At 36.5% G+C, this 16,977-nt stretch carries 15 protein-coding genes; 5 read left to right on the top strand and 10 right to left on the bottom strand.

Features of this window, described 5'->3' with window-relative positions; translation table 11 throughout:
* The first annotated feature begins 7 nt into the window (after nt 1–7).
* The 3 genes from EGI05_RS17320 to EGI05_RS17310 are packed head-to-tail and all read left to right on the top strand — an operon-like array spanning nt 8 to nt 1,998.
* On the top strand, nt 8–460 hold the full coding sequence (locus tag EGI05_RS17320; RefSeq protein WP_123264265.1) for a FixH family protein: 453 nt from the start codon (nt 8–10) through the stop codon (nt 458–460).
* Entirely contained in the window at nt 451–1,215 is a 765-nt protein-coding gene (locus EGI05_RS17315) for a sulfite exporter TauE/SafE family protein (protein WP_123264264.1), read from the top strand. Before EGI05_RS17320 ends, EGI05_RS17315 begins: the two co-directional genes overlap by 10 nt.
* A gap of 18 nt (nt 1,216–1,233) precedes the next feature.
* Entirely contained in the window at nt 1,234–1,998 is a 765-nt protein-coding gene (locus EGI05_RS17310) for a hypothetical protein (RefSeq protein WP_123264263.1), read from the top strand.
* 53 nt (nt 1,999–2,051) lie between these two features.
* On the opposite strand, the gene serS is transcribed toward EGI05_RS17310, so the two are convergent.
* The 10 genes from serS to EGI05_RS17260 all read right to left on the bottom strand — a co-directional run bounded on the left by serS (nt 2,052) and on the right by EGI05_RS17260 (nt 13,023).
* Complete coding sequence (gene serS / locus EGI05_RS17305; protein ID WP_123264262.1) at nt 2,052–3,320, bottom strand: serine--tRNA ligase; 1,269 nt, start codon at nt 3,318–3,320, stop codon at nt 2,052–2,054.
* 75 nt (nt 3,321–3,395) lie between these two features.
* Entirely contained in the window at nt 3,396–3,899 is a 504-nt protein-coding gene (locus EGI05_RS17300) for a hypothetical protein (protein WP_123264261.1), read from the bottom strand.
* An 81-nt stretch (nt 3,900–3,980) separates the two neighbouring features.
* Entirely contained in the window at nt 3,981–5,240 is a 1,260-nt protein-coding gene (locus EGI05_RS17295) for an MATE family efflux transporter (RefSeq protein ID WP_123264260.1), read from the bottom strand.
* A complete protein-coding gene (locus EGI05_RS17290) occupies nt 5,241–6,371 on the bottom strand; it encodes a glycosyltransferase (RefSeq protein WP_123264259.1) in 1,131 nt (376 codons plus the stop codon).
* A gap of 83 nt (nt 6,372–6,454) precedes the next feature.
* Nucleotides 6,455–6,940 (bottom strand): hypothetical protein, encoded by a 486-nt coding sequence (locus EGI05_RS17285; RefSeq protein ID WP_123264258.1) that lies wholly within the window; start codon nt 6,938–6,940, stop codon nt 6,455–6,457.
* A 106-nt stretch (nt 6,941–7,046) separates the two neighbouring features.
* A complete protein-coding gene (locus tag EGI05_RS17280; RefSeq protein WP_123264257.1) occupies nt 7,047–7,826 on the bottom strand; it encodes a (Fe-S)-binding protein in 780 nt (259 codons plus the stop codon).
* Complete coding sequence (locus EGI05_RS17275; protein WP_123264256.1) at nt 7,816–8,436, bottom strand: hypothetical protein; 621 nt, start codon at nt 8,434–8,436, stop codon at nt 7,816–7,818. The genes EGI05_RS17280 and EGI05_RS17275 overlap by 11 nt, the downstream gene beginning before the upstream one ends.
* Nucleotides 8,437–8,450: 14 nt before the next feature.
* On the bottom strand, nt 8,451–9,779 hold the full coding sequence (locus EGI05_RS17270) for a (Fe-S)-binding protein (RefSeq protein ID WP_123264255.1): 1,329 nt from the start codon (nt 9,777–9,779) through the stop codon (nt 8,451–8,453).
* 15 nt (nt 9,780–9,794) lie between these two features.
* The gene (locus EGI05_RS17265; protein ID WP_123264254.1) at nt 9,795–10,745 is read right to left on the bottom strand and encodes an MlaD family protein; all 951 of its coding nucleotides are present in this window, start codon (nt 10,743–10,745) and stop codon (nt 9,795–9,797) included.
* A gap of 124 nt (nt 10,746–10,869) precedes the next feature.
* Nucleotides 10,870–13,023 carry a SurA N-terminal domain-containing protein gene (locus tag EGI05_RS17260; protein ID WP_123264253.1) on the bottom strand — a complete coding sequence of 718 codons (2,154 nt, stop codon included), beginning with the start codon at nt 13,021–13,023 and terminating at the stop codon, nt 10,870–10,872.
* Between the two features lie 261 nt (nt 13,024–13,284).
* Here EGI05_RS17260 and lon point away from each other — a divergent pair, with 261 nt between their 5' ends.
* Both lon and EGI05_RS17250 read left to right on the top strand, forming a co-directional pair.
* On the top strand, nt 13,285–15,690 hold the full coding sequence (lon, locus tag EGI05_RS17255) for an endopeptidase La (RefSeq protein ID WP_123264252.1): 2,406 nt from the start codon (nt 13,285–13,287) through the stop codon (nt 15,688–15,690).
* Between the two features lie 153 nt (nt 15,691–15,843).
* Nucleotides 15,844–16,956 carry an AI-2E family transporter gene (locus tag EGI05_RS17250; protein WP_123264251.1) on the top strand — a complete coding sequence of 371 codons (1,113 nt, stop codon included), beginning with the start codon at nt 15,844–15,846 and terminating at the stop codon, nt 16,954–16,956.
* Nucleotides 16,957–16,977 lie beyond the last annotated feature (21 nt).

The raw sequence follows: 16,977 nt of genomic DNA, 5'->3' as shown, positions 1-16,977 counted from the left end.
TTTAAAGATGAAAAACTTTAGTTGGGGACACGGTGTTGTTATTGCATTATTTGCATTCATAATATTTATTTTATCCATGTTATTTCTTTTCCCTAATGGGCAGAAGAATTCTGAAATGGTAACGGATAATTACTATGAAGAAGAACTACAATACCAGGATGTAATAGATGCGAAGAAAAGAGCAGATCAATTGCAGGAAAAACCTGCATATCATCAGACTGCTGAAGGAATTAAAATAACATTTCCTAAAGACTATAATAATTCCAATACCACGGTGAAATTTGTACTCAACAGAACCGACGACCAGAATTTAGACATAAAAAAATCTGTACAACTTGACGCCGCACAATCTTTCCTGATTCCTACACAGGTTTTAAAAACAGGAAACTATACATTGAGATTGATGTGGACGAAGGATAAAACAGACTACAGAATGGATTATGATGTGATATGGAAATAGCACTTGTCATATCGGCAATCGGTTTAGGCTTTGCATCCGGATTTCATTGTATCGGGATGTGCGGTCCTATTGCTTTGTCGATGGGATTAACGAAGAAGCAGGCAGCCAATTATTATCTTCAGAATCTTACTTACCAGTTCGGAAGAATATTTACCTATGCTTTGCTTGGAGCCATACTGGGAATCATTGGAGAAGGTTTTGAAATGGCAGGCTTTCAAAAGTATTTAACTATTGCAGTTGGTATTTTACTAATTGTAATGGCTTTGTTTTCATTCGGAGGGAAAGATTTTGCTTCAAAAATTCCTTTCTTTTCTAAATTCCTATTTTCTGTAAAATCTAATTTAGGAAAGCTTCTCCAAAAGGCTGATTACCGTTCAAGATTTACGACGGGTATCCTTAATGGGTTTCTTCCGTGTGGAATGGTTTATATGGCATTAACAGCCAGCTTGGCCAGCGGAGGAATATGGCAGGGAGCTTTATATATGGCTTTATTCGGATTGGGAACACTTCCGTTTATGTTTGCTGTAGTTTTAGTTGGAAACCTCATGAATCAGGCTTTTAGAATTAAAGTTTTAAAAGTTATTCCTGTTATTATGATTATTTTAGGCGGATTATTTATTGTGAGAGGATTGGAACTTGGAATTCCCTATATTTCTCCAAGAGCTGAAGCCATGACGATTTCTAAGGATAATCAAGGCTCATGTCATTTAGAAGGAGATCACAGTAAGCATGAGCATTCAACCAATTGTCATTAAATTTTAAAAACTAATAGTATGAAAAAAAACTTATTATTCTTTCTTGCCATATGTCTTTTCGCATTACAATCCTGTTCAGTGAACTCTGAAATTACTTATCATAAAGACTCCGCCTCTACAACGGTGATGGATCTTGATATGAAGGATGCCATGCAAATGATGAAGTCTATGGTTCCCGACTCAGCTAAAAATGACCAAAAAGAATTAGCCGAACTGGAAAAACTTCCAAGAACATGGACCAGCCTTTATGAGATGGAGAAAAAAGAAGGCAAATTAAAAACCGAAGATCCGGATTCTATTAAGATCATGAAGAAAATTTTTATGAAATCTAATGCCGAAGGTAAGGAGATAACCGGTTTTTCTTTAAAAATGGATCACTTTACAAAAGCTGACTATGATGGTCTTACTAATTTTTCCAAAGAGGAAAAGTTACCTATCGATCAGATGGCATTGAATTCCTGGGATGGAAAAACATTAGTAATCAATACAGACCAGTTCAGTTTGGATGGATTGAAAGAGATCATGTCCGGAAAAGATATGGGAGATGGTGAAATTTCAGCAGAACAGGCAGGAAGTATGATGAAAATGATGTACAAAAGCGTAGGAACTACATTGAAATTTGAAAATAAGATCAAATCTATTTCCGGAAAGCATGACTGGGTTTCCAAAGTAGATGATTATTCCGTAAGGATTAATTATGATTTAGATGCCTTATTTGGTGATGCTAAAGATAAAAAGTCCCTTAAGAATTCCGATAAGAAAATAGTTATTGTAACAGAATAAAACAAACCACCGAGATTCGGTGGTTTATTATTTATATAAGAAGATGATAAATCTTAATTAATCAGATCAAATCTTGCATATTCTGCAACTTTCTTAGGAAGCTTGATCCCTTCTGCAGTCTGGTTGTTTTCGAGAAGAGCTGCCATAATTCTAGGAAGCGCCATTGCTGAACCATTTAAGGTATGAACTAGCTGAGACTTTCCTTCCGTTTTGTAACGGCATTTCAAACGGTTCGCCTGGAAAGTTTCAAAGTTAGAAACAGAGCTTACTTCCAGCCATTTTTCCTGAGCAGCACTCCATACTTCGAAATCATACGTCATCGCCGATGCAAAGCCCATATCTCCACCACACAGCCTTAGTATTCTGAAAGGCAATTCAAGGTCCGTTAAGATCTCTTTTACATGCTCTACCATTTCCTCTAAAACAGCATAAGAATTTTCAGGTTTCTCCACTCTCACAATCTCAACCTTTTCAAACTGGTGAAGACGGTTCAATCCTCTTACGTGAGCTCCGTAGCTTCCCGCTTCTCTTCTGTAGCATTGAGAGAAAGCCGTATTTTTTACCGGAAGGTCTTTTTCATCAAATAAAACATCACGATATAAATTCGTGACAGGAACTTCCGCTGTTGGGATCAGATACAGATCATCTGCTCCGATATAATACATTTGCCCTTCTTTATCCGGCAATTGTCCCGTTCCGTAACCTGATGCTTCATTCACAACATGAGGCGGATTAACTTCCGTATATCCTTTATCCACATTTTTATCTAAAAAATACTGAACCAAAGCTCTCTGCAATCTCGCTCCTTTACCAAAATAAACGGGAAATCCTGCTCCCGCAATTTTTACTCCCAGTTCAAAATCAATAAGGTTATATTTTTTAGCAAGCTCCCAGTGAGGAATAGCGCCTTCTCCTAAACCAGTTACATCGTGAGACTGATAAATAATTTCATTATCATCAGCAGATGCACCGCTTTTTACTAACTCACTCGGAACATTCGGGATTTGGTATAAAATATCCAATAAAGCCTTTTCTTTTACGTCTAATTGGGACTGTAATTCTTTACTCGATTCTTTGTATTGTGCTGTTTTAGATTTTGCCGATTCTGCTTCTTCTTTTTTTCCTTCTTTCATTAAAAGCCCAATTTCTTTGGAAATTTTATTGATTTCGGAAAGTTGTGAATCTAATTCAAACTGAATTTTTTTTCTTTCGTCGTCAGTAGCAATAGCTTCATCTACCAACTCAAGATTTTTGAATTGTCTTTTTTTCAGACCTTCTAAAACGCGCTCTTTGTTATCGCGTAAAAAATTGACTTGTAACATTTTATTTAGATGTTAGTTATTAGATTGTCAGTCATCTTATGATTTTGATTCTGACAGTTGTGCAAATTTAAAAAATTATTTTACGATAGTCACTACATTGGGTAAACCCGGTTCTTTGGTAAATTTCAGCTCGTGATTGTAGTACACTTTCGAGACCTGAAATGCGGAAGGAGTCCAGTGGTATTGAATTTCCAATGTATCGTTAATGGTATCTGTGACGTTATTTACCGTTCTTCTTAAGGCCAATGCAATGACGGAATGATAAGTCCTGTCCTCCGGACTTATGGAATCCAGTGTCAGTCTTTTTGCTCCGGCAATGTACTCAATATAATAAGTAGAGTCTGCCCTCATTTTAAGAGACGCATTTACCGGTGCCGAATTGGTATTCCCATTGGTATCATTCATGGGGAATGCAAAAAAATAACCAGGAGTTTTATTGCTCAGAAGATCCTGTCCTGCACTGTTTTTGATATAAAGATTCAAGATCTGATCTATTTGCTGTAAAGAATCCTCATCACCACTTCTACAGCTCAGCAGGGCGAAAAATATGACTAATATTCCAAATACGATGTTCCTCATTATCAGCAAAGATAAAACTTATTTTAATTTCCCGGAACCATTTATCAATAGATTAACCAATCTGGATGAGTTATCAATCATTTACTTCGTTCCATTCTTCAATAATTTATCGAGCAGTATTTGAAATTCGCTTTTGGAAATAAAAAAATCTTGAATATGAAATTCCGTGATCTGATAAAATTTCCAGAACAGCAGTGCTGATGATAAGCAATACGATATAGAGGTTACCATACAGGCTCCGGTAATTCCCCATCGCGGAATGATGTAAAAAGAAGAAATGATGGTAAAGACAACTCCAATCAGGGATTTGGCGTTCAAAATTCTGAGTTTATTAATCCCTGCAAAGTAATACCCGATGATATTGCTGACGGCAATCGCTAGAATTCCGGGTGATAAAAACAAAATGATCTGCTTCGTCTGATGAAAGTCTTTTCCGAAAACAAATACATAAAACCGGGCCGGTAACAGCAAAATTCCCGCAATAAAAAACAACGTAGTGAAAAAACTTATTTTCAGGGAAATTTTTGTTTTTTCAAGGGCCGCGTTCTGATTTTCATTGTTAACCAGATCTGCATACAGAACAATTGATAAGCTTCTGCTGACCGTCCAGATCGCCTCAGAAAAGGCTACTCCTATTGAAAATATACCTACACTTACAATTCCTTTGAAATATTCCAGAAAATAGAAAGACAACCTGTTATTCAAAAACTGTAAAAAAGAACTGAGCTGAATTTTCCAGCCATAATCGAACATCTTGTTTCTGATGGGGGTAGAAAATGAAATATTTGACATTTTACAGTTCCGCAGCAACAGAAATGAGCTTACTATAAATAATAAAGAGTAACATCCTATTTGCGCAAGAAAATATGCTGATACAGAGGTCATCCCTATTAAGTAAACAATGCCTACAATAAAAACAATATGTACAAGTTGTTGTAAGATCGTAAACACATTAAACATCCGGATATTCTGTTTTCCCACAAACAGATTGATATTAGCGGCCAAAAGGGAAGAAAAAACAGACAGGAAAATCAGATAATTCAGATATTCCACATGCCGGACTAAACTAAAAATAACAGGAATAAAAAACCCGATCAAAACAGACCATCCATAAGCATACAAAAGGATTTGCTCGGTTTTATATTTTGAAGCAAAATACGTCACACTGCTTCCTACAAATATATTACTGAAAAACCCAATGATCGTCAAATCCGCAATGACTATTGATATGACTCCCTTTCCTTCACTCCCCCACATATTGGTAGAGTAAATTACAAGTCCGAAGTTCAATATCAGTATCAAAAATCGGGAAATGAAAGTCTTAAAAACAGTATTTTTCATCTAGTGCAGTGCTTTTTTGACAAAGTCCACAAATATATCCCGGATCATGTTCCAGTTATATTTCTTCTCATATTCCATTCGGGCATTATAAGCATGCTCATCGTACCTTTCAGGATGATCAATATAATTTAAAATAATATCAGCTATTGCTCCTGAATCTTCCGGATTAACCAGAAATCCAAATTTTGATACTTCTACGTGTTGTCTTGTTGCTTTCAGATTGGTATAAATGACGGGCTTACCGGAAGCTGCATAATAAAATATCTTAATCGGAAGGCAATGATCATTTTCATAATTATGCTCCCTTAAATCAAAACAAATATCAGCAGAAGCGTAGGTTTGTGTAAATGTTTCAAATGAAGCTGGCTTTTCGATCCTGATATTGCTCCAATTATACATAGCCAATTGATTATCAAAATAGATTTGGTCTTTTTCTTTTCTTGTTCCTCCTATAAGCAAAATATCAATCTCCAGATTCGGACGTTTTTTACGCAGCTGATCTATTGCTTTAAAAAAGTTCCCGATGCCTTTTTCTTCAGACATTTGCCCTGTATAGCATAGCGTAATTTTTCCGGGCTCTAATTTCTTGATGTGGGTATGAATATAACGGTCATCAGGAAAATAGGGCAAAAGAATACTTTTTTTGAACGGAAAAATATATGCTAAAGGAAATTTTTTCGTGTTCTCCCCAAAAATGAAATGAGTGCTGAGATACCCTGCATACAATTGAATCAGAAAGAATTTAACGGCATGCAGAAGTTTTAAATAAGAAGGATATTTTTCCACCATTCTCATGGAAGGATACCATTCGGTAATATCATAGATAATGCTGATCTTTTTCTCTTTTTTAATATTTTTTGCAGCCACTACCGCCAAAGGTTCAGAGCAGATCATACAATCCGGCTGAAAACGGTCACATACTTCCTGAAGTTTTTTCTGCTTTTCGTTAATACTATGATCTAAAATTCCATAAGCTTCTACTTCAATCCCATCAATGCTGCCTTGAAAATCTGTATAAAGGCTGCATATTTTCACTTCGTATCCGTGGCTTTTCAGTTCTTTTGCCTGATGATAGAAGATCCTGTCATCATTATAGTTATGTGAAGTCGTTAGAAAAAGAATTTTAGACATCAGTTATTAGTTCTATGCAAATATACTTTAAAACAAAAAAGTGGAAATATTTCCACTTTCCATTTATTATAATGTATTCAAATTTATATAGAAGCCGCCCAACTTTTGTCCAAAGGCAAAAGGAAATGACTTAAGAAATCCAGGTAGGTATTTTTAGAGAAATCAAAAACTTCTATGTCTTTTGATAATTCTCCGCTTCTCAGTTTGGATTTAAACTCCTGAAGTTTCAAAGTTTTTACCTCACCATTCTCCACATAGCTGGCTTTCATTCTGTCGAACAATCCCAATTGATATTCCTCATCAATCTCTCTCATCACTTTCCCTAAAGTGTCAATACTACATCCTGAAGCCATTTCTTTTTCTTCATCTACACAGATCACTATAAACTGATTTTTTTCAATTTTGAAGGATGAAGAAAGTGGTTTACCGTGGGCTGCCCATGTTGCCAGAAAATCAAATAATTTTTCTGTAATAGTCTTTGCTTCTTTGGTTGTAAAAGGTCTTGAAGCAGGATATATAATGACTCTATAATCGTTTGTTTCAACGACGTTTGATTCTTCAATTTTCATTTTCAATAAATTAAAGTACAAAATTAGTAAATAAAATCGAGTTCTGATAAAACTAAAAAAACTCAGGATGTCGTCCTGAGTTTTTTATTATTTTATTTGACAAAGCTTATAAATCTTCCGCTTCTGCAAGAAGTTCTACGATGTCTTTTACCGCAACTTCAGCATTCTTATTAAAGTGTTTCACTCCATCTGTCATCATCGTATTACAGAAAGGGCATCCTGTAGCGATCACTTTAGGCTCAAAAGATAAAGCTTCTTCTGTTCTTTCGATATTGATGTCTTTATTTCCTTTTTCCGGCTCTTTGAACATCTGTGCTCCTCCTGCTCCACAGCAAAGTCCGTTGGTTCTGCAACGTTTCATCTCCACTAATTCTGCATCTAGCTTTTCCAAAAGCATCCTTGGTGCTTCATACTCATCATTGGCTCTTCCCAAATAGCAAGGATCGTGGAAAGTGATTTTCTTTCCTTTGAAAGCGCCACCTTCAATTTTTAGCCTTCCCTCTTCCATTAGTTTTTTCAGGAATTGGGTATGGTGCATTACTTCGTAATTTCCACCAAGGCTTGGATATTCATTTTTCAGAGTGTTGAAACAGTGCGGACAAGCGGTTACGATTCTTTTTACCTCATAGGCATTCAGAACTTCAATATTCGTTAATGCCATCATCTGGAAAACGAACTCATTTCCGGCACGTTTTGCAGGATCCCCGGTACAGCTTTCTTCCTGTCCCAGCACTGCAAACTCTACTCCTATTTTATTTAATATTTTGCAAAATGCTTTGGTGATTTTCTTGGCGCGGTCATCGAAACTTCCGGCACAACCTACCCAAAACAAAACTTCCGGTGATTTTCCTTCGGCAGCATATTCTGCCATTGTTTTAATTTGCATTTTCTTTTTGTTTAATTAAAAAATCCGCATAGTATTCTTTAGCCTTCTTCATCACTTCCACCGGTATTACTGATGCATACAATGGATTGGTTTCATCGTAATTCACATATTTCCAGACATTCCCTGTAGATTTATCATTAATAGCCACAGACATGCTTTCTTTACTCATTTCTATCGTATGATCGTCCACAAACTTCGCTTTCATTCCTTGAACTTTCATCATACCGATCATCATTGTCTTCTTTTCATCATCAAACTTTTCCTTTAGAAAAGTCATTTTCATGTTCATTGGATAAGTCACGAATGCATACTTTACTTTATCCTTTCCGGAGAAAACCTCAGAAGCTTTGAATGCATTTTGATCAATTTTTCCGAGTTCTATTTTGAACTCTTCATTACCTTCAAACATGGCCTTGAATCCTTCAAGCATTGTTTCTCTTCCAACCTTTTCAAAAATAGCCGGATGCGTAAGGTTGAGTATTCCGTTATAATCCTTTTTTTCCATTAACTCCATCATAGACCGGGAGTCGTCAAGAATTTTTTTCTGATCAGCAGATTGTGCCACCAGAAAGCCGGAAATTAATATGAAAAGTAAGAATAGTTTTTTCATCTTTTGAGCATTATTTAATCATTCGCCCAATTCAAACGATCGGCCTGATTATATTGCCAAGGAGCCGCATTGTTCTCCACATTGGTCATCATCAGATTCAGTTCCTGTGGAGCCGCCGATTGTTCCATGACCAGGAATCTTCTCATTTCAAAAATGATGGAAAGCGGGTCAAGCAAAACAGGACAAGCCTCAGTACATGCGTTACATGTAGTACAAGCCCAAAGCTCTTCTTTGGTAATATAGTCGTTCAACAACTTTTTACCGTCATCTACAAACTTTCCGTTTTTATCGATATTTCTTCCTACTTCTTCCAGACGGTCTCTGGTTTTCATAAGGATTAGTCTTGGTGAAAGCTTTTTCCCCGTAATATTGGCTGGACATACAGATGTACATCTACCACATTCCGTACAAGAATAAGCATTTAATAATTGAACCTGATTCAAATCAAATACATCTTCTGCTCCAAATTTTGAAGGAACATCTGTTTCTGCTCCTTCTGCCGGTGCAGCATAAGGATCTGCGTTAGGATCCATCATCAATTTGATCTCCTTGGTAACAGATTCCAGATTATTGAATTTTCCTTTCTTATCCAGATTAGCATACCAAGTGCTTGGGAATGCCAGGATAATATGTAAATGTTTTGAATAATACAGATAATTCATGAAGAATAAAATCCCTACAAAGTGGAACCACCAGGCTGCTCTTTCCGTAAAGAACAAGAAGCTGTCTCCAAAGTTGTTGAAGATCGGAGCCAAAATAGTGGAACTGATCGGGAAGTTTCCATGTTCAGGAAGTAAACCTTTCTGTTGCAGTACCCAATCAGAAGTATTCATTGTAAAGAAAGCCACCATTAAAGCAAACTCAATGATCAGGATCCAGTTCGCATCTTGTTTGGGCCATCCGAAAAGCTCTTTCATGGTTAATCTTTTAACTCCATAAAAATTTCTTCGGATAAAGAATACAACAACACCAATCACTACTAAAAGAGCTAGGATTTCCAGTGTTGCCGTAAAAGCATTATAAAACCCATGTCCTAAGATCGTTGCCAAAAAGCGGTGTGTTCCGAATAATCCATCAACAATGATCTCTATAAGCTCTATATTAATGATAATAAAACCTACATATACAAAAAGGTGTAAAATCCCTGCAACAGGACGCTTCACCATTTTGCTCTGTCCCATCGCTACTCTTGCCATGGTTTCCCAGCGTTCGGGTTTTCTATCATTACGGTTGATCTCTCTTCCTAATCTGATGTTTCGATAGATCTTCTGTAAGCTTTTCGCAAACAGTCCAAAACCTGCAACTAATAAAATCAGGAAAATTATGTTATCGATGTACTGCATAAGGTCTATGAGTTATTAGTCTTTATTGTTCTTGCCAAAAACGGAGAAGTTGATATATCTTTTCGGATTGGCTTTCATGTCTTCAATTAATGAGTTCAGATTATTGGAAGCAGAATTCAGGTTATTGTAAAGCTGTTCGTCTTTCATGAGTTTACCTAAGCTTCCTTGTCCGTTGTCTATTCCCACGATCACCTGATTCAATTTTCCAACAGTGGCATCTAAATTGGCAATGGTAGCATTTAATTTTTGAGTATCAATGCTTTCTGCCAGGTTTCCATATTTATCCAATGTAACTTTACCGCTTTGCATCGTTAAGCTTGCATCATCCAATACTTTTTGAAGTTTAGGATCATTGTGTCCTACCAGCGAATTTACACTAGCAGCAGTTGTTTGTAAGGCACCAACTGTTTTATTAAGATTAGCCAATAACGCTTTGATCTCTGCTCTGTTCTGAGCATCTACAAGCTGATTGGCATTCGTCATTAAAGAATCTACACGGTGAAGAACAACCTGTAGCTGATCTTTAACCGGACCTACCTGAGAAGATAAGTTATTCATCATGGATAATTTAAAAGCTCCTTGTAAGGTGTCTCCATCTTTCGCAGTAGGACCACCATACATAAGATTTACTCTCATTTCTTTTCCTGACATTAATCCCGGTTCGAAAATTTCAAGGGTAGAATTCTTTGAAAACTCAAAGTTATTGTCAATAGTAACTTTTACAATAAAATGAATTTTTCCATCTTTTGTAGTTTGAGGAATAATCTTATCCACCTGACCCACTTTTAAACCATTGATCGAAACGGGAGAAGATTGAGCTAACCCTTCTACATTATCATATTTTGCGTAAAATATATTATCGGTAGTAAAAAGACTTCTGCCTTTCATAAATTGAAATAATAACACAAAGCCTACAATAGCTAAAAGTGCGATCACACCAGCTTTTAATTCTTTACTGAACTTCACTTGCTAAATTTTTTCTAATGAGCAAATATAAGACATTTAAATTAATGTTTTTCTTTATTGCTCTGCGTTAAATACAAAAAAAGCGGCAAAAACTTTGCCGCTTTATATAAATAAAATTGAATTCTTATTGTTGCTGTGCTCCAAGCTTACTCCAGATCTCGATTCTGTAATCTTCGATATCTGCATTATCCTGTAAGCTCTTCATCCACGCCTGTCCGAACATTCCGGCATTTCTCTGCGTAATAGATTCTGTAAGCTGTTTTAGATCTCCAGGTTGTTTGTTCATCGTCTCATTCTTTTTGATCAGTACATACACTCCTGTTCCGCCTTCTACTGGATTAGAAATTTTACCTTTTGCAACTCCAAATGCAGCTCCTGCTACTTTAGGCTCCATAGATCCTCCTACTGACGGATTTAAAAGATTCACCTGAGCAGATTGTTTTGTTGTCGCAAACATTTTAGCAATTTGATCTAAGTTAGAAGCTTTTGCTGCAGCAATTTTATCAGAGATTTGTTTTGCAGCCAATTTATTTTTCACAATCACTTCGATCTGGTCTCTTACAGATTCAGGATCAGCAAGTCCTTTTTCCTGTTTTCCGTTCAGATACACTACAATTTTATCTCCTGTTCCCTCTACCGTAAAGAATTCCGTATCTCCTTTAGATCTTTTCTTATCGAAAGCCCATGCAAGGATTTCAGAATCTTTATCTGTTCCTAAACCTTGTAGCTGACCATCAAATCTTTTAGCTGCTTTAGGGTTGGAGAACTGGTAATTAGATTTTTTGGCAATATTCACGAAATCGTTGAAAGATTTTCCTTGAACCTGCTGAATAAATCTTCTTGCTTTTTTATCAGTATCAGCTTCTGTAGCTTCAGAAGGCTTAATTACTTTTACAAGGTTAGCTACTTTATATCCCATTGCTCCAGGCTTTTTATCCTGAATATTGATGATGTGATAACCGAATTGTGTTTCCACAACACCAGTTGCTCCTTTAGGATTGTTCGCTAAATACGTTAAAAATTCAGGAACGAAAGGTGTTTCCGGTGTAGTCCATCCTAAGCTACCTCCCTGAGCCGCAGAATTAGGGTCATTGGAAAGCTTAATGAAGTCTGTAAATTTAGCAGGATCAGCTTTTACAATAGCTCCGATAGAATCTGCTAACTTTTTAGCCGATTCTTTAGATCTTGTAACGCCTTGTCCGGCAGGACTTCCTTTGAATGCAATAAGGATATGTCTTGATAATGTAGAATCCGATGTCTTTTTATCCAAAAGTTTAGATACCACATACACGTTCTGTTCTTTATAAGGACCAAAGGTCTGACCGATTGCAGCAGTTGCAATCTGACCTTGAATAGTCTGAGGCAATTGATTAGGCTTTACATACTGATCGCTGAAAGGCATATCAGAATTAGCCATGATGAACATAGAGTCATTGGTTGTATTCTGGAAGTTTTCTTTCCCTCCACTGGCGTCAGTACCTCCTGAGAATAATTTTGTAATTTCCTTCTGAGTTGCCGCTTCATCCGCCGCACTTGCCTGAGAAGGGAAATATACGATTCCGATATTTCTGCTTGGCTCAGTTTTGAACATCACAGGATGCTGCTTAATATAATTAGCAAGGTCCTCAGTAGAAACATTGATTTTAGTTTTTTGAAGGTAAGCTGCGTAATCGATTTTCACAAAGTCGATATCAGCAAGCTGATCTCTCTGTTTCATCAATTCTTCAGCTTCTTTCTTACCTGTAGTGATTCCGGCAGAAAGATTAGCAAACACTTGTCTTGCCATCAATCTGTATTCGATCGCTTTTTTAGATTTCAACCACTGGTTGTAACCCTCAGGACTAGCATTTTTTAATTCTTCGATCTGTTTTTTAAGCTCTTGGGTCTTAAAATTACCTTTTTCATCAAAGAATTGTTGGTTTTGAGCGAACAACTGATCGTACTGGATCTGATTCCAGAAGTAATCTTCCGTCATTTCAAACCCCATCTTCTCGAATTGTTGTTTGATAAGCTTAGATTGCACCAACAATTGCCAAGCTTGCTCCTCAAGACCGCTCTTTGGCTGACCTTGCTGCTCTGCCTGCTGTTGAAGTACGAATAGCTGATCATTATACTCTTCACGGGTAATTTTTTCACCATTCACTTTTCCTAAAACATCAGGATTTTTTCCAAAAACCTTATCAATACTATCAGGATTCACCAAGAAGGCTAAAAGTGCCAACGCAATTACTCCCATCAAAAGCCAAGGTCTGTTCCTAATCTGTCCTAAAATTGCCATTTTATAAATTATAGTTTTTTATCAGTTTGCGAAAATACACATTTTTAAGAAATTACAGAAGCGTATATGCTTTTTTTAATCTTTTTAAACTCAAACTTATATAAAAAAGGAAATTTTGACCAGATTTTTCACTAAAAGACAAATGGCATAAGTATTGTGCCATTTAGAATGATATAGTATGGCCGGTATTCTTCCGGCATATTATCAAAATATCACTTTAACGATTTAAAACTGTAATGACAATTTGTCATTCAACTGACTATGACAGAATTTGAAGATATGAGTTTAGAAGAAATAATCAGTGATGGATTCGATATTGTGGCCGAGGAGATCAATCTTTCCGACCTTACCGAGACTGATAAAAATTCCGAACAGAAAATATTCCCTATACTTCCTGTAAGAAATATGGTTATGTTCCCTAATGTGGTGATTCCTATTACCGCAGGAAGAAAAACATCCATACAGCTTCTTGAAGAAGCTCAGAAAAATGGAGATCTTATCGGAATAATAAGCCAGAAAAACTCCGACTTGGAACAACCTGCCGAAAAGGATCTTTTCCAGATCGGAACGTTAGCTAAGATCATAAAAATCATTAAGCTTCCGGAGGGAAATATCACTGCAATTACCAAAGGGTTCTACAGGTTCAAGGTTAAGAAATATATAGAGACACAACCTTATTTCAAGGCTGAAATTTCAAAATTAAAAGATTCCAAACCGAAAGATAAGGAAGAATACGAAGCTTTGCTTGAGAACATCAAAGACCTGGCTTTAAAGATCATTGAGCTTGATCCTAATATTCCTAATGCAGCTAATTTTGCGATTAAGAACATCAATAATAATGACGATTTATTAAATTTCATCTGTACCAATGCTAACTTCTCTCCTGTAGACAAACAGAAGTTGCTTGAAGAGAAGAGCCTGGTTGAAAGAGCGAATAAATGTTATGAAATGATGCATGAAGATTTCAGAAAACTGGAGTTGAGAAATCAGATTCATCAGAAAACATCCAAAGACCTGGATAAGCAACAGAGAGAATATTTCCTTAACCAGCAGATCAGAACGATCCAGGAGGAATTGGGTGGTGGGCCAGAAAGCGATGTTGAAGATCTTATCAAAAAGGCAAGAACTAAAAAATGGAGCAATGAGGTAGAAGAACATTTCCAGAAAGAGATCAGCAGGCTTCAGCGCCAGAATCCGAATTCACCGGATTACAATGTTCAGAGAAATTACCTTGATTTCTTCACTGATCTTCCTTGGGAAACTTATACTAAAGATGTTTTTGATATTGCCAAGGCTGAAAAAGTTTTAGAAAAAGCACATTTCGGGCTTGAAGACATTAAAAAAAGGATCTTGGAGCACATGGCTGTTTTAAAATTAAAAAACAACATGAAATCTCCTATTCTATTGCTCGTTGGTCCTCCAGGAGTGGGTAAAACCTCTTTAGGAAAATCAATTGCCGATGCCTTGGGCAGAAAATATGTAAGACTGTCTTTAGGAGGTCTTCATGATGAAAGTGAGATCCGCGGACATAGAAAAACATATATCGGAGCAATGGCGGGAAGAATTCTTCAGTCCATTAAAAAATCCGGTACTTCTAACCCGGTTATTGTTTTGGATGAGATTGATAAAATCGGGCAAGGTCTTCACGGAGATCCGAGCTCCGCACTTTTGGAAGTTCTTGATCCTGAACAAAATAAATCTTTCTATGACAATTTCTTAGAAATGGGTTATGATTTGTCTAAAGTAATGTTCATTGCCACAGCCAACTCTCTTTCCACAATACAGACTCCTCTTTTGGATAGAACAGAGATCATCCAGATTGCAGGATATACATTGGAAGAAAAGATAGAGATTGCCAAAAGACATTTGATCAAAAAGCAGCAGGAAGAAAATGGCTTGGATTCCAAATCATTTAAATTAGGAAATGCTGAACTTAAACATATTATTGAGGCACACACTTCTGAAAGCGGAGTACGATCCCTAGAAAAAAGAATTGCCGCTATCGCTCGTTGGGTAGCTCTACAAACAGCTTTATTAAAAGAATATGATCATAAAATCTCTATTGAAAAAGTAGATGAGATTTTAGGGGTTCCCAGACCAAAAAGTTTATCTGAAATTACCGGAGTTCCGGGAGTCGTTACAGGCTTGGCCTGGACCAGTGTAGGTGGAGATATTTTATTCATTGAAAGTATTTTAAGCAATGGTAAAGGATCTCTTACAATGACAGGTAATCTGGGAACTGTAATGAAAGAATCTGCCACAATTGCCCTAGAGTATATTAAAGCGAAACATAATGAGCTGGGAATTGATCAGGAAGATTTAGAAAAGAAAAACATCCACGTACACGTTCCTGAAGGAGCAACTCCTAAAGATGGTCCTTCGGCAGGGATTGCAATGTTAACTTCCATGGTTTCCTCTTTTAAAAACAAAAAGGTAAAACCTCATCTTGCTATGACAGGAGAAATTACGTTAAGAGGCAAAGTTCTTCCTGTGGGTGGAATTAAAGAAAAATTACTGGCAGCAACAAGAGCCGGAATTAAAGATGTTATTCTTTGCGCAGCCAACCGGAAAGATGTGGAAGAAATTAAAAAAGATTATTTAAAAAATCTGAAAGTCCATTATGTAAACAGAATGGAAGAAGTGATTGACATCGCTCTTGAAAAATAAAAACTTACATATTAACTTCTCAATATTATAAATTCGTCTCAATTGGGGACGAATTTATTTTTATTTACTATTCAAGAATTAATTGAAAATATGAACAAGATAAAATCTTTCAATTAACGGCTTTTTATTATTTTTATACTGAATAATTATAATATGAACTTTTTTAGGATTCCTTTTTTACTGAAACTTACTCTTGTTATTGTTTCCATCATTGGCATCGGATATCTTCTGGCTTTGGGGCAAAGCATTCTATCACCTTTCTTTCTGGCATTTTTAATGGCAATGTTATTTTTACCGGTAGCCACTTTTATGGAAAGAAAGCTAAAGTTTCCAAGGTCGGTCTCCACTATGGCTTCTGTAATGATCATGCTGGTCATTTTAACCGGGCTTGTTTATTTCTTTGGATCCCAGCTTTCCAGTTTCAGTAAGGACCTCCCTCATCTGAGGGCACAATTCGATTCGGTATTTGAAAGCTTGCAGAAATGGGTATCAAAAACTTTCCATGTAAAAATAGATGAACAGCTGGATTATCTGGATCAGGGTTTAAATAAGCTTCTATCTTCTTCGGGGGTCATCCTGGGCTTTACTTTCGGGGTTTTTTCCACGGGAATAGGTTTCATCGTGTTCTTTATTCTGTTTTTTATTTTTATTTTGAACTACAGAAGAATCCTGAAAAACTTCATCGTTTCTGTTTTCAATGAAAAGCATAAATCCAGTGTACAGGAAGTAGTGAATGAAGTAAGGGTGATGACGAAGAAATACATCATCGGGCTTTGTTTACAGGTGATAATCGTATCTGTACTTACCACTATCGTACTTTCTATTTTGGGAGTGAAGTATGCTGTTCTTTTGGGAATATTAACAGGCCTGCTCAATGTAATTCCTTATTTGGGAATTCTTATCTCCCTTTTAATAGCCTGTTTCATCGCTTTTGCAACCAGTACTCCGGCAACCTGCATTTATGTAGCTATCGGATACATCGGTGTTCATATTGTTGATGGTAATATTGTACTTCCATTTGTGGTGGGTTCAAAAGTGAAAATCAATGCTTTATTTTCTTTCATCGGCATTGTGATCGGAGAACATCTTTGGGGAATTGCAGGAATGTTTCTTTGTATTCCCGCTATTGCCATTATCAAAATCATATTTGAAAGGGTAGAAGATCTGAAACCTTGGGGAAAATTATTGGGTGAAGAAGAAAAGCCTCATAAAAAGAAAAAGAGCTATAAGATCTCTAAAAATATTACCTTGCAAGAAAAGGATTAAAAAAGCCCTCCGATTGGAGGG

It is taken from the genome of Chryseobacterium daecheongense, from assembly GCF_003729955.1.
GTDB classification, from domain to species: domain Bacteria; phylum Bacteroidota; class Bacteroidia; order Flavobacteriales; family Weeksellaceae; genus Chryseobacterium; species Chryseobacterium daecheongense.
This window is presented reverse-complemented; position numbering and strand designations above follow the sequence as displayed.

Coding starts and splice junctions, on each gene's coding strand:
- EGI05_RS17290 (WP_123264259.1), bottom strand. CDS start 6,371: ATGTCTAAAATTCTTTTTCTAACGACTTCACATAACTATAATGATGAC.
- lon (WP_123264252.1), top strand. CDS start 13,285: ATGACAGAATTTGAAGATATGAGTTTAGAAGAAATAATCAGTGATGGA.
- EGI05_RS17250 (WP_123264251.1), top strand. CDS start 15,844: ATGAACTTTTTTAGGATTCCTTTTTTACTGAAACTTACTCTTGTTATT.
- serS (WP_123264262.1), bottom strand. CDS start 3,320: ATGTTACAAGTCAATTTTTTACGCGATAACAAAGAGCGCGTTTTAGAA.
- EGI05_RS17285 (WP_123264258.1), bottom strand. CDS start 6,940: ATGAAAATTGAAGAATCAAACGTCGTTGAAACAAACGATTATAGAGTC.
- EGI05_RS17315 (WP_123264264.1), top strand. CDS start 451: ATGGAAATAGCACTTGTCATATCGGCAATCGGTTTAGGCTTTGCATCC.
- EGI05_RS17280 (WP_123264257.1), bottom strand. CDS start 7,826: ATGCAAATTAAAACAATGGCAGAATATGCTGCCGAAGGAAAATCACCG.
- EGI05_RS17300 (WP_123264261.1), bottom strand. CDS start 3,899: ATGAGGAACATCGTATTTGGAATATTAGTCATATTTTTCGCCCTGCTG.
- EGI05_RS17260 (WP_123264253.1), bottom strand. CDS start 13,023: ATGGCAATTTTAGGACAGATTAGGAACAGACCTTGGCTTTTGATGGGA.
- EGI05_RS17320 (WP_123264265.1), top strand. CDS start 8: ATGAAAAACTTTAGTTGGGGACACGGTGTTGTTATTGCATTATTTGCA.
- EGI05_RS17270 (WP_123264255.1), bottom strand. CDS start 9,779: ATGCAGTACATCGATAACATAATTTTCCTGATTTTATTAGTTGCAGGT.
- EGI05_RS17275 (WP_123264256.1), bottom strand. CDS start 8,436: ATGAAAAAACTATTCTTACTTTTCATATTAATTTCCGGCTTTCTGGTG.
- EGI05_RS17295 (WP_123264260.1), bottom strand. CDS start 5,240: ATGAAAAATACTGTTTTTAAGACTTTCATTTCCCGATTTTTGATACTG.
- EGI05_RS17310 (WP_123264263.1), top strand. CDS start 1,234: ATGAAAAAAAACTTATTATTCTTTCTTGCCATATGTCTTTTCGCATTA.